The organism is Pseudomonas sp. PAMC 25886, assembly GCF_000242655.1.
GTDB lineage: Bacteria > Pseudomonadota > Gammaproteobacteria > Pseudomonadales > Pseudomonadaceae > Aquipseudomonas.
In genome coordinates, this window is the sequence record NZ_AHHC01000020.1 from 5,001 (window position 1) to 17,980 (window position 12,980).

At 60.3% G+C, this 12,980-nt stretch carries 16 protein-coding genes (1 of these 16 only partly in view); 9 read left to right on the forward strand and 7 right to left on the reverse strand.

Translation table 11 applies throughout. The features are described from left to right. A protein-coding gene (gene tyrS / locus MUM_RS0103970; protein WP_010167201.1) for a tyrosine--tRNA ligase crosses the window boundary here: on the reverse strand, positions 1–38 show its beginning. It extends 1,162 nt beyond the left edge of the window; 38 of the gene's 1,200 nt are visible here — the first part of the coding sequence; it begins with the start codon at positions 36–38; its stop codon lies beyond the left edge, outside the window. Between the two features lie 211 nt (positions 39–249). On the opposite strand from tyrS, the gene MUM_RS0103975 reads away from it, so the two are divergent. After that, positions 250–1,662 carry a peptidoglycan DD-metalloendopeptidase family protein gene (locus MUM_RS0103975; protein WP_010167202.1) on the forward strand — a complete coding sequence of 471 codons (1,413 nt, stop codon included), beginning with the start codon at positions 250–252 and terminating at the stop codon, positions 1,660–1,662. A 3-nt stretch (positions 1,663–1,665) separates the two neighbouring features. After that, complete coding sequence (locus MUM_RS0103980; RefSeq protein ID WP_010167203.1) at positions 1,666–2,757, forward strand: anhydro-N-acetylmuramic acid kinase; 1,092 nt, start codon at positions 1,666–1,668, stop codon at positions 2,755–2,757. 66 nt (positions 2,758–2,823) lie between these two features. On the opposite strand, the gene erpA is transcribed toward MUM_RS0103980, so the two are convergent. Next, on the reverse strand, positions 2,824–3,174 hold the full coding sequence (gene erpA, locus MUM_RS0103985; protein WP_003176443.1) for an iron-sulfur cluster insertion protein ErpA: 351 nt from the start codon (positions 3,172–3,174) through the stop codon (positions 2,824–2,826). Between the two features lie 162 nt (positions 3,175–3,336). Beyond that, positions 3,337–4,371: an N-acetyl-gamma-glutamyl-phosphate reductase gene (argC, locus tag MUM_RS0103990; RefSeq protein ID WP_010167211.1), complete on the reverse strand. Its 1,035-nt coding sequence runs from the start codon at positions 4,369–4,371 to the stop codon at positions 3,337–3,339. A 136-nt stretch (positions 4,372–4,507) separates the two neighbouring features. Between argC and hemJ the strand changes: the two genes are divergently transcribed. The 6 genes from hemJ to coq7 all read left to right on the forward strand — a co-directional run bounded on the left by hemJ (position 4,508) and on the right by coq7 (position 9,022). Continuing rightward, complete coding sequence (hemJ, locus tag MUM_RS0103995) at positions 4,508–4,936, forward strand: protoporphyrinogen oxidase HemJ (protein ID WP_010167213.1); 429 nt, start codon at positions 4,508–4,510, stop codon at positions 4,934–4,936. Positions 4,937–4,960: 24 nt separating this feature from the next. Beyond that, a complete protein-coding gene (locus tag MUM_RS0104000) occupies positions 4,961–5,929 on the forward strand; it encodes an NAD(P)H-dependent flavin oxidoreductase (protein ID WP_010167215.1) in 969 nt (322 codons plus the stop codon). A gap of 63 nt (positions 5,930–5,992) precedes the next feature. Next, a complete protein-coding gene (locus MUM_RS0104005) occupies positions 5,993–6,958 on the forward strand; it encodes a DUF805 domain-containing protein (RefSeq protein ID WP_010167217.1) in 966 nt (321 codons plus the stop codon). Between the two features lie 62 nt (positions 6,959–7,020). Continuing rightward, on the forward strand, positions 7,021–7,809 hold the full coding sequence (locus tag MUM_RS0104010; RefSeq protein WP_010167219.1) for an SDR family NAD(P)-dependent oxidoreductase: 789 nt from the start codon (positions 7,021–7,023) through the stop codon (positions 7,807–7,809). 46 nt (positions 7,810–7,855) lie between these two features. Further along, positions 7,856–8,194 (forward strand): histidine triad nucleotide-binding protein, encoded by a 339-nt coding sequence (locus MUM_RS0104015; RefSeq protein WP_010167221.1) that lies wholly within the window; start codon positions 7,856–7,858, stop codon positions 8,192–8,194. A 180-nt stretch (positions 8,195–8,374) separates the two neighbouring features. After that, positions 8,375–9,022 (forward strand): 2-polyprenyl-3-methyl-6-methoxy-1,4-benzoquinone monooxygenase, encoded by a 648-nt coding sequence (gene coq7 / locus MUM_RS0104020; RefSeq protein ID WP_010167223.1) that lies wholly within the window; start codon positions 8,375–8,377, stop codon positions 9,020–9,022. A 63-nt stretch (positions 9,023–9,085) separates the two neighbouring features. Here the strand turns inward: coq7 and MUM_RS0104025 are convergent, their stop codons facing one another. Next, complete coding sequence (locus MUM_RS0104025) at positions 9,086–9,508, reverse strand: OsmC family protein (RefSeq protein WP_005792019.1); 423 nt, start codon at positions 9,506–9,508, stop codon at positions 9,086–9,088. Positions 9,509–9,758: 250 nt separating this feature from the next. On the opposite strand from MUM_RS0104025, the gene crp reads away from it, so the two are divergent. Continuing rightward, complete coding sequence (crp, locus tag MUM_RS0104030; RefSeq protein ID WP_010167230.1) at positions 9,759–10,403, forward strand: cAMP-activated global transcriptional regulator CRP; 645 nt, start codon at positions 9,759–9,761, stop codon at positions 10,401–10,403. Here crp and MUM_RS0104035 read toward each other — a convergent pair. Genes MUM_RS0104035 through trpD form a run of 3 tightly spaced genes read right to left on the reverse strand, consistent with a single transcriptional unit; the run spans position 10,400 to position 12,980 of the window. After that, positions 10,400–11,095 (reverse strand): lipoate--protein ligase family protein, encoded by a 696-nt coding sequence (locus MUM_RS0104035; RefSeq protein WP_029615773.1) that lies wholly within the window; start codon positions 11,093–11,095, stop codon positions 10,400–10,402. The two genes, crp and MUM_RS0104035, sit on opposite strands and share 4 nt — an antisense overlap. Before the next feature lie 2 nt (positions 11,096–11,097). Next, entirely contained in the window at positions 11,098–11,934 is an 837-nt protein-coding gene (trpC, locus tag MUM_RS0104040) for an indole-3-glycerol phosphate synthase TrpC (protein WP_010167234.1), read from the reverse strand. After that, positions 11,931–12,980 (reverse strand): anthranilate phosphoribosyltransferase, encoded by a 1,050-nt coding sequence (gene trpD, locus MUM_RS0104045; protein WP_010167236.1) that lies wholly within the window; start codon positions 12,978–12,980, stop codon positions 11,931–11,933. Before trpD ends, trpC begins: the two co-directional genes overlap by 4 nt.

Sequence of the window (12,980 nt, forward strand, 5' to 3'; positions counted from 1 at the left end):
CGTTTGATCAGCGCTAGCTGCTCTTCAACCGACTTCATAACAGACCCGCAAGGCTCAGATTCAAAAGGGAACCAACCATACAAGATCAGGGACTAATTACAAGTTTTGCCCTGCGCACGGACACCGTTCAGCAAGCCTAGCGTTCGCAAGCTTGCACCACAGATGATTTGGTTATATTTTATACAGTTATTTCATCTTCATCATGTCATTCATCTTTTCCAATTCATCTTTTCAAAGTCAAAATTACTTATGACCACAGAACCGTCTAAAGCGCCGCCGCTTTACCCGAAGACCCACCTGCTCGCCGCAAGTGGGATCGCCGCCCTTCTGAGCCTGGCACTCCTGGTATTCCCTTCCAGCGATGTAGAAGCCAAACGAACGACACTGAGCCTTGACCTTGAAAGTCCGGTTGAGCAACTGACACAAGATCAAGACGCTTCCGACGCACTACAAGCCACAAATGGCGCCGCAGAATCGCCGTTTGCCCAGATCGAAAACAGCGCCGAAGACACTAAAGAGACTGCACAGGCCGAGCCTGCAGTAGAAGCACCCAAGAACCCGCTACACCGTGAAGTGATTGTTGCCAAAGGCGACACCCTTTCGACCCTGTTCGAAAAGGTCGGCCTTCCTGCCGCGACAGTTAACGATGTGCTGGCCAGCGACAAGCAGGCCAGGCAGTTCACCCAGCTCAAGCACGGCCAGAAGCTTGAATTCGAATTCACCCCCGACGGCCAGTTGAACAACCTGCACAGCAACGTCAGTGACCTGGAAAGCATCACGCTGACCAAAGGCGCCAAGGGCTTTGCGTTCAATCGCATCACCACCAAGCCAGTCATGCGCTCTGCCTATGTACACGGCGTGATCAACAGTTCGCTGTCGCAATCCGCCGCCCGCGCCGGCCTGTCCCACAGCATGACCATGGACATGGCCAGCGTGTTTGGCTACGACATCGACTTCGCCCAGGACATTCGCCAGGGTGACGAATTCGACGTGATCTACGAACAGAAGGTCGCCAACGGCAAGGTCGTCGGCACCGGCAACATCCTTTCTGCGCGGTTCACCAACCGCGGCAAGACCTACACCGCCGTGCGCTACACCAACAAACAAGGCAACAGCAGCTACTACACCGCCGACGGCAACAGCATGCGCAAGGCTTTCATCCGTACTCCGGTTGACTTCGCCCGTATTAGCTCGCGTTTCTCGATGGGTCGCAAGCATCCAATTCTGAACAAAATTCGCGCTCACAAAGGCGTCGACTACGCCGCCCCGCGTGGCACGCCGATCAAGGCCGCCGGTGACGGCAAAGTATTGCTGGCGGGTCGCCGTGGCGGCTATGGCAACACGGTGATCATCCAGCACGGCAACACCTACCGTACGCTGTATGGCCACATGCAAGGCTTCGCCAAAGGCGTTCAGACGGGCAGCAACGTCAAGCAAGGCCAGGTGATCGGCTACATCGGCACCACCGGCCTGTCCACCGGCCCGCACTTGCACTATGAGTTCCAGGTCAACGGCGTGCACGTCGACCCGCTGGGTCAGAAGCTGCCGATGGCTGATCCCATCGCCAAGGCCGAGCGCGCTCGCTTCCTGCAGCAGAGCCAGCCACTGATGGCCCGCATGGATCAGGAGCGCTCTACCCTCCTGGCCTCGGCGAAACGCTAAGCCATGTCGCTCTATATAGGTGTGATGTCCGGGACCAGCCTTGATGGCCTGGACGTTGCGCTGATCGAGCAGGCCCCGGCGATCAAGCTGATCGCCACCCACTACATCCCCATGCCTGAGCCCCTGCGTTCCGAGCTGCTCGGCCTTTGTGCCAGCGGCCCGGATGAGATTGCCCGCTCGGCGATCGCCCAGCACCACTGGGTGACACTCGCCGCCCAAGGCATTCATGCCCTGCTGGACCAGCAGAAGCTCAAGCCCCAGGACATTCGCGCGATTGGCAGCCACGGGCAGACCATTCGCCACGAACCTGCACGGGGTTTTACCGTACAGATAGGCAACCCGGCGCTGCTCACCGAACTGACCGGAATCACCGTCGTCAGTGACTTCCGCAGCCGCGATGTCGCCGCCGGTGGCCAAGGCGCGCCGCTGGTGCCCGCCTTTCATGAGGCATTGTTTGGTGAGCGTACCGGCAACCGCGCCGTGTTGAATGTCGGCGGCTTCAGCAACCTCAGCCTGATCGAGACCGGTAAACCGGTCGCAGGCTTCGACTGCGGCCCGGGCAATGTCCTGCTCGATGCCTGGGTTCACCAGCAACGCGGCGAGAACTTTGACCGCGACGGCCAGTGGGCGGCCACAGGAAAGGTTGAACCGCAGCTACTCAAGGCGTTGCTCAGCGACCCATTCTTCGTGACCAAAGGGCCAAAAAGCACTGGGCGCGAAGTCTTCAACCTGGGATGGCTGGAACATCACTTGGGCCGGTTACCGTCATTCGCACCTCAGGACGTGCAAGCCACATTGCTTGAGCTGACCGCCCAGACGATCGTCGAGTCCCTGCAAACCGCACAACCTCAAACCGAGACCCTGCTGGTTTGCGGCGGCGGCGCCCACAACACGACCTTGATGAACCGCCTGAGCGCCTTACTGCCCGCCACTCAAGTGAGCAGCACCGCCACCTACGGCGTAGACCCCGACTGGGTCGAAGCCATGGCCTTCGCCTGGCTGGCCCATTGCTGCCTGGAAGGCATCGCCGCCAACCGCCCCAGCGTCACAGGCGCCCGTGGCCTTCGCGTACTCGGCGCCATCTACCCCGCCTGAACTCCACACAGCAAAACGCCGCTTGACCCTATCCAGGCCAAGCGGCGTTTTTACTTCCGCTGTCGATCAGATCGAGAACGAAGACCCGCAACCACAAGTGGTGGTGGCATTCGGGTTCTTGATCACGAAGCGCGAACCTTCCAGACCTTCCTGATAGTCCACCTCGGCTCCTGCCAGGTACTGGAAGCTCATCGGATCGACGACCAGGCTTACGCCCTCGCGCTCAACGATGGTGTCGTCATCGGCCACGTCTTCATCGAAGGTGAAACCGTACTGAAACCCTGAACAACCGCCGCCCGTAACAAATACGCGCAGCTTCAAGCGATCATTACCCTCTTCATCGACCAGGCTCTTCACCTTGTGCGCAGCACCGTGGGTGAATTGCAAAGCCGTGGGGGTGAAGGATTCAACGCTCATGCTGATAATCTCCCGGCGTAGCGCCGCCATATGCGTGATGGCGGGCATTATCCGCTTCTCCTAGAAAAGCGGTCAACTATTGTTACGGTATATCAATCTGCGCAGCGGCCATTAAAAACACGAAAGGCCCGATCAACGGGCCTTTGCGCAACAGCAGAAAACTTACGGCAGCATGCCCGCGTGGGACAGGCCCAGCTTCTCATCCAGGCCAAACAGGATGTTCATGTTCTGCACGGCCTGGCCAGACGCGCCCTTGACGAGGTTATCGATCACCGACAACACCACCACCAGATCACCATCCTGCGGACGATGCACCGCGATACGGCACACGTTGGCACCGCGCACGCTGCGGGTTTCCGGGTGGCTGCCCGCCGGCATCACATCGACGAACGGTTCATTGGCATACCGTTTTTCAAACAGCGCCTGCAGATCCACCGAACGATCGACGACGGTTGCATACAGGGTGGAGTGGATCCCGCGGATCATCGGCGTCAGGTGCGGCACAAACGTCAGGCCAACCTCTTTGCCGGCTGCGCGACGCAACCCTTGGCGAATTTCCGGCAAGTGACGGTGGCCTTTGACCGCATAGGCTTTCATGCTTTCCGACGTCTCGGAGTAAAGCGAACCGACTGCAGCGCCACGACCAGCGCCGCTGACGCCCGACTTGCAGTCAGCAATCAGCCGCGATGCATCCGCCAACCCGGCCTCCAGCAAGGGCAGGAATCCCAACTGCGTGGCGGTCGGATAGCAACCTGGTACGGCGATCAGTCGCGCTTGCCTGATCTGCTCGCGATTGACTTCCGGCAGGCCATACACCGCCTCTTCCAGCAGCTCCGGCGCGCCGTGTGGCTGGCCGTACCACTTGGCCCACTCATCGGCGTCCTGCAGGCGGAAGTCTGCCGACAAGTCGATCACCTTGGTGCCAGCGGCCAGCAACTCGCCCGCCAGGGCATGGGCAACACCGTGGGGGGTGGCAAAGAACACCACATCACACGCACCCAGCGTCGCGATGTCCGGAACGCTGAACGCCAGGCCGTCGTAATGGCCTCGCAGGTTCGGATACATGTCGGCCACCGCCAGGCCGGCCTCGGATCGGGAAGTGATCACCACCACCTCAGCTTGCGGATGCTGAGCCAACAGACGCAGCAATTCGACACCGGTGTAACCCGTGCCGCCGACGATACCGACCTTGACCATAAACCTGCCCTCAACAAACCCACTGGAAAGCCGTCGATAATAGGGTCCGTATCGTCCTGCGACAACCGTCAACGTGACGTGTAGACGCTTGAGCCACTACTATCTTCAGCTACCGTGAACCTGGGAATAACTAAAAATGCTTTATCTATGGGTCAAAGCCTTTCATATCGTCAGCATCGTCTGCTGGTTTGCCGGGCTGTTCTACCTTCCGCGCCTGTTCGTCTATCACGCCCAAAGCGAGGACACCGTCAGCAAGGAACGCTTCAGCATCATGGAGCGCAAGCTGTACCGCGGCATCATGGGCCCGGCGATGATTGCCACCCTGATATTCGGTGGCTGGCTGATCTACCTCAACCCCGCCATCTTTCAATCCGGCACATGGATCCACGCCAAGTTGACCCTGGTGGTGTTGCTCATCGGCTACCACCACATGTGCGGCGCGCAGGTAAAACGTTTTGCCCGTGGCGAAAACACCCGCAGCCATGTCTTTTATCGCTGGTTCAATGAAGTGCCGGTTCTGATATTGCTGGCTATCGTAATTTTGGTCGTGGTCAAACCGTTCTAATTCCTATTACTCGGGGTACTTCCAATGTCGCTGCCCGCTTCGCTCGAACAAAACCTGCGCCTGCCCGTGGTGGCTGCGCCGATGTTTCTGATTTCCAACCCGCAACTGGTCCTGGCTTGCTGCCGTAACGGGATCGTCGGCAGCTTCCCGGCGCTCAACCAGCGGGAAAGCAGCGGCTTCAAGGCGTGGCTGGAAGAGATCGAAGCGGGCCTGGCGCTGCTGGACAAACCGGCGCCCTATGCGGTCAACCTGATCGTGCACAACAGCAACCCGCGTGTTGAAGCTGACCTGGCGATCTGCGTCGAGCACAAAGTGCCGATCGTCATCACCAGCCTGGGCGCGGTGAAAGAATTGGTGGACGCCGTACACAGCTACGGCGGCCTGGTCTTCCACGACGTCACCACCCGGCGTCATGCCGAGAAAGCCGCTGAAGCCGGCGTGGATGGCTTGATCGCCGTGGCAGCGGGCGCCGGTGGCCATGCCGGCACCTGGAGCCCGTTCTCGCTGATTGCAGAAATCCGTCAGTTCTTCGACAAGACCCTGCTGCTCGCGGGCTGCCTCAACCACGGCCACGAGATCCTGGCCGCGCAACTGCTCGGCGCCGACCTGGCCTATTTCGGTACCCGTTTTATCGGCACCACCGAAAGCCATGCCCCGGATGCCTATAAAGAGATGCTGCTCACATCGCGCGCCGCCGACATCGTGCACACTCCAGCCGTCTCCGGCGTTCCCGCAAGTTTCATGCGCCAGAGCCTGGAAAACGCCGGTTTCGACCTCGCTGCGCTGCAAGGCAAAGGCGAAGTCAATTTCGGCTCCAAGCTCAAGCCACTCAACGACGAAGCCAAAGCCTGGAAGACCGTGTGGTCTGCCGGCCAGGGCGTCGGTGAAATTGATGATTTGCCCAGCGTCGATGAACTCGTGGCCCGCCTGGATGCCGAATACCGCAAGGCGCTCGAGCACGCGGCGCAATTGCCTAAACGCTGGCCACGCTGATCCGCGATGTAAAGCCTGCTGATCGAAGCAGGCCTCCCCCCTTCAAGTGACAAGGATGCCCGCATGAGCGACAACCGTTTCAAGATTGTGTTTGATGGCGCATTGCTCCCGGGTGTCGAAAGCACCACCGCCAAGCTGAACCTCGCCGAGCTGTTCAAAAGCGAAGTGGAAGCCATCGAAAAGCTCTTCACCGGCCGCCCGGTCGCCCTGAAACGCGACCTTTCCCGCGCCGATGCCGAGACCTACCTGCAAGCGCTGAAAAACGCCGGGGTCGATGCGCGCATTGAAGAAGAGCAACCCGTCGCCTTCAGCCTTGCCGAAACCCACGAAACGGACTCCGCCAGCGCCGCTGATTACACCCGCCCGGCCGCTTCGCCTTACGCCCCGCCCCGGGCCGCCGTCGGGGAGAACCTGCCGGAGTTTTCCACCCTTAAAGTATTCACCGTCAACGGACGTATCGGGCGCCTGCGCTTCCTGGCATGGACGCTGGTGTTAAGCGTGGTGATGCTGCTCGTCTCGGGCGCGTTCTTTACTGTCGGGCTGGGGATCGCGGCGGTGTCCCCGACGATTGCCATGGTCATTGGCTTCTTGGTCGGGATCGCCCTCCTCGTGGCCGCGGTGTGGGTGAGCGTGCAGATCACGGTGCAGCGCCTGCATGACCTGGGTTGGTCTGGCTGGCTGTGGTTCCTGCACCTGGTGCCCTTCGTAGGCAGCATCTTCCCGATTCTGCTGATGGTTCTCCCGGGCAATACAGGCGCCAACCAGTACGGCGCACCACCGCCGCGCAACTCTACCGCGGTAAAAATCCTGTCCGCCCTGTGGCTGGCATTCATTCCGCTGGTGTTTGCCGGCGCAGTGTTAGTGGGCATGAGCGGCTACCTGGATCAACTGGAAAGCGACGTAGGCGGCAGCTACGAAAGCAGCTCCATCAATTCCGATGACGACAGCGACCAGGCCACCACGGTCGATGAAGTCGACGTGCAAAGTGCTGACGACACAGCCGAACCTGTAGACTCTACGCAACAGTGAAAAACGCCCGACGCCTGTGACGCCTCTGTCACAGGCCCGGTAGCGTTGCGATGGAGAAACGCATGACCCGTTACGCTCTGATCACCGGTGCCTCCAGCGGTATCGGCCTGGCCTTGGCCGAAGCACTGGCCCGTCGCGGCCGCAGCTTGATTCTGGTGGCCCGCCAGCGTGATCAGTTGGAAAGCATTGCAATCGAATTGACTCAGCGCTTTGGCGTCGAGGTGCTGTTCCGCGCCTGCGACCTGGGCGAGCCCTTGCGGCTGTCCGGGTTCCTGCTGGAGCTTGAGGAAGGCGAACGGCAGATCGACCTGCTGGTCAACTGCGCCGGCATCGGTACCAGCGGCCCGTTCCTGGCGCAGGACTGGATGACCGAGCAGGACCTGATGGAAGTCAACATCCTGGCCCTGACCCGCATGTGCCACGCCCTTGGCAATGCCATGGCCCTGCACGGCGGCGGGCAGATTCTCAACGTCGCGTCGGTTGCCGCTTTCCAGCCGGGGCCGTGGATGAGTACCTACTACGCCAGCAAGGCCTACGTGCTGCACTTCTCCGAAGGCTTGCGCGAGGAACTGAAGACCTGCGGGATCAAGGTCTCGGTACTCTGCCCCGGCCCGACCCGCACGGCGTTCTTCGGCACAGCACAAATGGACACCGCCAAGCTGGACCGCAGCCAACAGCTGATGAGTCCCGAGGAAGTCGCGCTCTACACCGTGCGCGCCCTGGCCAAGAACAAAGCCATCATCATCCCTGGCCGGCGTAATCGCTGGCTGGCGTTCAGCCCGCGGCTGAGCCCGCGCTGGCTGACGCGCAAGATCGCCGGCGCTATCAACAAGGCCTATTGCCCGCGCTGATCGCCTGCGTACACTCACCCTGCACTTTCACAATGGAGAAACAGCTGTGGATACTCTGTTCACCAAGATCATCAACAGAGAAATACCCGCGCGGATCATCTACGAAGATGACCAGGTCCTGGCCTTCCACGACATCGCACCAATGGCACCCGTGCATTTCCTGGTGATCCCGAAAAAGCCGATCCGCACCCTTAACGACCTCACCGAGGAAGACAAGGCTCTGGCCGGGCATATCCTGTTCACCGCCCAACGCCTGGCCGTTGAACAAGGCTGCGAAAAGGGCTTCCGCGTGGTGATGAACTGCAACGAAGACGGCGGGCAGACCGTTTATCACATCCATATGCATGTACTGGGTCAGCGCCAGATGAACTGGCCGCCGGGCTGAGCACTACCTGTGGCGAGGGAGGTTGCTCCCGCTGGGCCGCATAGCGGCCGCATAAAACCGGGAGCGCTGCGCACTCCAGCGGGAGCAAGCTCCCTCGCCACACAAGCAATTTGACCCAGCGCAAACGCTTCCCTCTCTCTTGCGGTAAACTGGCCGCCGAGATTCTTCCCGGAGGTCAGCATGACTACCCAACGTCACTACTCGCCGATTGATCGCCTGTTGCTGCAAGCCGATACGGCCATGCGCACGCTGCTGCCCTTCAGCGGCCAGCCGCACCGCCCGTCGCCCGCCATCGTGCAGCCAGAAGCGCAGATGAGCGAGACCGAGACCCGCCACGTCGCCGGCCTGATGCGCATCAACCATACCGGCGAAGTCTGTGCCCAGGCGCTGTATCAAGGCCAGGCCCTGACCGCCAAGCTGCCGCAAGTGCGCGCCGCGATGGAGCATGCTGCTGAAGAAGAAATCGATCACCTGGCCTGGTGCGAACAACGTATTCGCCAGCTGAACAGCCACCCGAGCGTGCTGAACCCGCTGTTTTACGGTTTATCGTTTGGCATTGGCGCAGTGGCCGGGCTGATCAGCGACAAAGTCAGCCTGGGTTTTGTGGCCGCCACCGAGCATCAGGTGTGCAAACACCTCAATGAGCACCTTGAGCAACTGCCGGCCGAGGACGAAAAATCCCGGGCGATTCTTGAGCAGATGCGCATTGATGAAGAACATCACGCCGAAAGCGCGCTGGACGCGGGCGGTTTCCGCTTCCCGGCACCGGTGAAATTTGGCATGAGCCTGCTGGCCAAGGTCATGACCAAGAGCACTTACCGCATCTAGTTCCAGCAGAAAACAAAAAGGGCGCTTTTTAGCGCCCTTTCTTTTTGCCTGCCGATTGAAGAATCAGCCCAACTCAATGATCTCGTAGTCATGAGTGATGGCAACGCCGGCAGCGCCCAGCATGATCGAGGCCGAGCAGTACTTCTCTGCCGACAGCTCAATGGCGCGCTTGACCTGGGCTTCTTTCAACGCCCGGCCCTTGACCACGAAGTGCATGTGGATCTTGGTAAACACCTTCGGGTCTTCGGTCGCACGCTCGGCTTCCAGGAACGCTTCGCAGCTTTCCACCGCCTGGCGGGACTTCTTCAGGATGCTGACCACGTCGAAATTGCTGCAACCGCCTACACCGAGCAGGAGCATTTCCATCGGGCGTACGCCCAGGTTGCGGCCACCGGCCTCCGGCGGGCCATCCATGACCACCACGTGGCCACTGCCCGACTCACCGAGGAACATGGCTTCGCCCGCCCATTGGATGCGTGCCTTCATCGCCCAGACTCCACTGCTAAAAAAGGGTCGCCAGCTTAGCACAGGGCTTTGGGCCGGCAGCGTTTCCCATGAAAGCGATCAACAGCAGCGTTTGCTGGGTAAATTCCCTAATGGAGTCAGAATGTGTCTGTTAAGCTGGCGCCAAATCAATGGCGCATTGCCATCCACCGGATGATGTAGCTTAACCGTTGATCGCGCTGGACAAAAAAACAAGCTCAACAACACCGTGCAGTCTTTTCGGGATACAACCATGGTTGCTATTACTCCCACACCCAAAATCAAGAACCTCGACAAACTGCTGATGCATTGTCAGCGCCGGCGTCATCCGGCCAAGCACAACATCATCTGCGCGGGCGAGCGCTCGGAATCCCTGTTCTTCATTATCAAAGGCTCGGTCACCATCCTGATCGAGGATGACGATGGTCGCGAAATGATCATCGCCTACCTCAATACCGGTGATTTCTTCGGTGAACTCGGGCTATTCGAACAAGCCGGCAAGGAACAGCAGCGCAGCGCATGGGTGCGGGCCAAGGTTGAATGCGAAGTGGCGGAGATCAGCTATGCGAAATTTCGCGAACTGGCCCAGCAGGATCCCGACATTCTGTACGCCCTGAGCGGCCAGATCGCCCAGCGCCTGCGAGACACCACGCGTAAAGTCGGCGACCTGGCGTTCTTCGACGTCACCGGCCGGGTTGCCCGCTGCCTGTTGGAACTGTGCAAGCAACCAGACGCCATGACCCATCCCGACGGCATGCAGATCAAGATCACCCGCCAGGAGATTGGCCGGATCGTGGGTTGCTCAAGGGAAATGGTAGGCCGGGTGCTCAAGGACCTGGAGGAACGCAACCTGGTCCATGTCAAAGGCAAGACCATGGTGGTATACGGCACCCGTTAATCCGGCAGGAAACTCGCGAGCATCTGGCGGTATAACGTGTCGAGCCGGGCGATCGCGTCTGGCGCAGCAAAGGCCTCGTGCAGGGCGATGTGGCTTTCGGCACGCACCCGTTGTTCCAGGCCGCAGGCTCGATTGAAGCGATTGACCGCCGCGATCAACTCGACGCGATCGTCATCCAGCAGCAATGCACCATGCACCAAGCCCACCGGACGCCCGCCACTCTGGCGCCAGCGCTGGGCGGTACCGACCATTTTGCGGCCATCGAGGTTGACGTTGTAGCGACCGTCGCAAAACGCACCGTCGATCTCACCCACCGACGCATTGCCGCCCAGTTCGATAAGCAGGTCGCAAATCGGCTGGCACAAACGCTGGTAGCCGGTTTCGATGCGGCCTTGGTCACCTTCACTGCGCGGCGGCGCGTAGACCAGCGCGATATTGACCGTGGCGGCCGATTGCGGGACGGGCTCACCGCCCGTTTCCCGCAACAGCACTGGCCAACCGGCGTCAGCCGAGACCTGACTGGCGGTTTCGAATGCCGGAAGCCGGCTCAGACGACGAGGCATCACCAGCGCTTGGTCACTCGGCTGCCAGAACAACAGGCCGAAGGGTTGCTCACCCGCGCAGACGGCGGCGAGCAAATCCTGCTCGGCCTTAAGGCCTGCCTCCACCGTCATCGCCACCGGCTGGGTCATCATCAATCCAGGGTCGAGCCACTGACGGCAACGCCACGCTCCGGGAAGAACAGGCGCTGCAACTCGGCCCCCGGGTTCTCGGCACGCATGAAGGTTTCGCCCACCAGGAACGAGTACACGCCGCTGATCTCCATCAGTTCAACATCGGCGCGATTGACGATGCCACTTTCGGTAATCACCAACCGGTCACGCGGAATACGCGGCAACAGGTCGAGGGTGTTTTCCAGGCTGACTTCAAAGGTGTGCAGGTTGCGGTTGTTGACGCCCACCAACGGTGTGTCGAGGGTTTTCAGTGCGCGCTCCAGCTCATCACCGTCGTGCACTTCCACCAGTACATCGAGGCCGACGCTTTTGGCCACGGCAGCCAGTTCGGCCATCTTCACATCGTCCAGTGCGGAGACGATCAGCAGCACGCAATCGGCGCCCAGCGCGCGGGCTTCGACGATCTGGTACGGGTCGACCATGAAGTCCTTGCGGATCACCGGCAGCGAGCAGGCGGCACGCGCTTGCTGCAGGTACAGGTCGGAACCCTGGAAGTAGTCGATATCGGTCAACACCGAGAGGCATGTCGCGCCGCCCTTCTCATAGCTCTTGGCAATGTCTTCAGGGACGAAGATCTCGCGAATCACGCCCTTGCTCGGCGAAGCCTTTTTGATTTCAGCGATGACGGCCGGCTGCTTGTCCTTGGCCTGCTTGATCAGCGCATTGGCAAACCCGCGCGGTGCATCGGCGCTTTTAGCCAGGCCTTCCAGCTCGGCCAGGCTGACCCGGGCACGGCGCTCGGCGACTTCTTCTGCCTTGCGGGCCAGGATTTTTTCCAGAACGGTCGGAACACTCATCCTTCATTCTCCACTTTGAACACCGCAGTAAACGCACCCAGTTCTTCGAGCTTTTCGCGCGCCAGCCCGGTGTGCAATGCATCATGAGCGAGGGCAACACCCTCTTTGAGACTGTAGGCGTGATCCGCGGCATACAGTGCCGCACCGGCATTGAGCACGATCATTTCTGCGGCTTTCTGGCCGTTTTCGGTCTTGCGACGCCCCAGGGCATCGCGAATCAATTCAAGGGAGGCTGCCGGGCTTTCCACTGCCAGGCCGTGCAGGCTCTGGCTTTTCATGCCGAGGTCTTCGGGTTCGACCCAATACTCGGTGACTTCATCGTTCTTCAGCTCCGCCACGAAGGTCGGTGCTGCCAGGCTGAACTCGTCCAGGCCGTCTTTGGAATGCACCACCAGCACATGCTTGCTGCCCAGGCGTTGCAACACTTCGGCCAATGGCCGGCACAACGCCTGGCTGAACACGCCCACTACCTGATGTTTCACGCCGGCCGGATTCGTAAGCGGGCCAAGCATGTTGAACAGGGTGCGCAAGCCCAACTCTTTGCGCGGGCCGGCGGCGTGTTTCATCGCGCCATGATGGGACTGGGCAAACATGAAGCCGATGCCGACGTTATCAATGCAGCGCGCCACTTGTACGGGGGTCAGGTTCAGGTAGATACCTGCCGCTTCCAGCAAGTCCGCACTGCCGCTTTTGCCCGAAACCGCACGGTTACCGTGTTTGGCCACGGTGCAGCCGGCGGCCGCCACCACAAAGGAAGAAGCCGTCGACACGTTGAAGATATTTGCGCCGTCGCCGCCGGTGCCGACCACGTCGACCACGCCGTCGAGGGTCTTGAGTTCGACCTTGTCCGCCAACTCACGCATCACCGACACGGCGCCGACGATTTCGTCGATGCTTTCGCTCTTCATGCGCATGGCCATCATGAACGCGCCAATCTGTGCGTCGGTGCATTGACCGGTCATGATCTCGCGCATCACATCGCTCATTTCAGCGGTGCTCAGGTCCAGATGGCCGACGATACGGCTCAGGGCAGTCTTGATATCCAT

Excerpts from the sequence above, each read along its gene's own strand:
- MUM_RS0103975 (WP_010167202.1), top strand. The coding sequence starts at position 250 with ATGACCACAGAACCGTCTAAAGCGCCGCCGCTTTACCCGAAGACCCAC.
- MUM_RS0103980 (WP_010167203.1), top strand. The coding sequence starts at position 1,666 with ATGTCGCTCTATATAGGTGTGATGTCCGGGACCAGCCTTGATGGCCTG.
- erpA (WP_003176443.1), bottom strand. The coding sequence starts at position 3,174 with ATGAGCGTTGAATCCTTCACCCCCACGGCTTTGCAATTCACCCACGGT.
- argC (WP_010167211.1), bottom strand. The coding sequence starts at position 4,371 with ATGGTCAAGGTCGGTATCGTCGGCGGCACGGGTTACACCGGTGTCGAA.
- hemJ (WP_010167213.1), top strand. The coding sequence starts at position 4,508 with ATGCTTTATCTATGGGTCAAAGCCTTTCATATCGTCAGCATCGTCTGC.
- MUM_RS0104000 (WP_010167215.1), top strand. The coding sequence starts at position 4,961 with ATGTCGCTGCCCGCTTCGCTCGAACAAAACCTGCGCCTGCCCGTGGTG.
- MUM_RS0104005 (WP_010167217.1), top strand. The coding sequence starts at position 5,993 with ATGAGCGACAACCGTTTCAAGATTGTGTTTGATGGCGCATTGCTCCCG.
- MUM_RS0104010 (WP_010167219.1), top strand. The coding sequence starts at position 7,021 with ATGACCCGTTACGCTCTGATCACCGGTGCCTCCAGCGGTATCGGCCTG.
- coq7 (WP_010167223.1), top strand. The coding sequence starts at position 8,375 with ATGACTACCCAACGTCACTACTCGCCGATTGATCGCCTGTTGCTGCAA.
- MUM_RS0104025 (WP_005792019.1), bottom strand. The coding sequence starts at position 9,508 with ATGAAGGCACGCATCCAATGGGCGGGCGAAGCCATGTTCCTCGGTGAG.
- crp (WP_010167230.1), top strand. The coding sequence starts at position 9,759 with ATGGTTGCTATTACTCCCACACCCAAAATCAAGAACCTCGACAAACTG.
- MUM_RS0104035 (WP_029615773.1), bottom strand. The coding sequence starts at position 11,095 with ATGACCCAGCCGGTGGCGATGACGGTGGAGGCAGGCCTTAAGGCCGAG.
- trpC (WP_010167234.1), bottom strand. The coding sequence starts at position 11,934 with ATGAGTGTTCCGACCGTTCTGGAAAAAATCCTGGCCCGCAAGGCAGAA.
- trpD (WP_010167236.1), bottom strand. The coding sequence starts at position 12,980 with ATGGATATCAAGACTGCCCTGAGCCGTATCGTCGGCCATCTGGACCTG.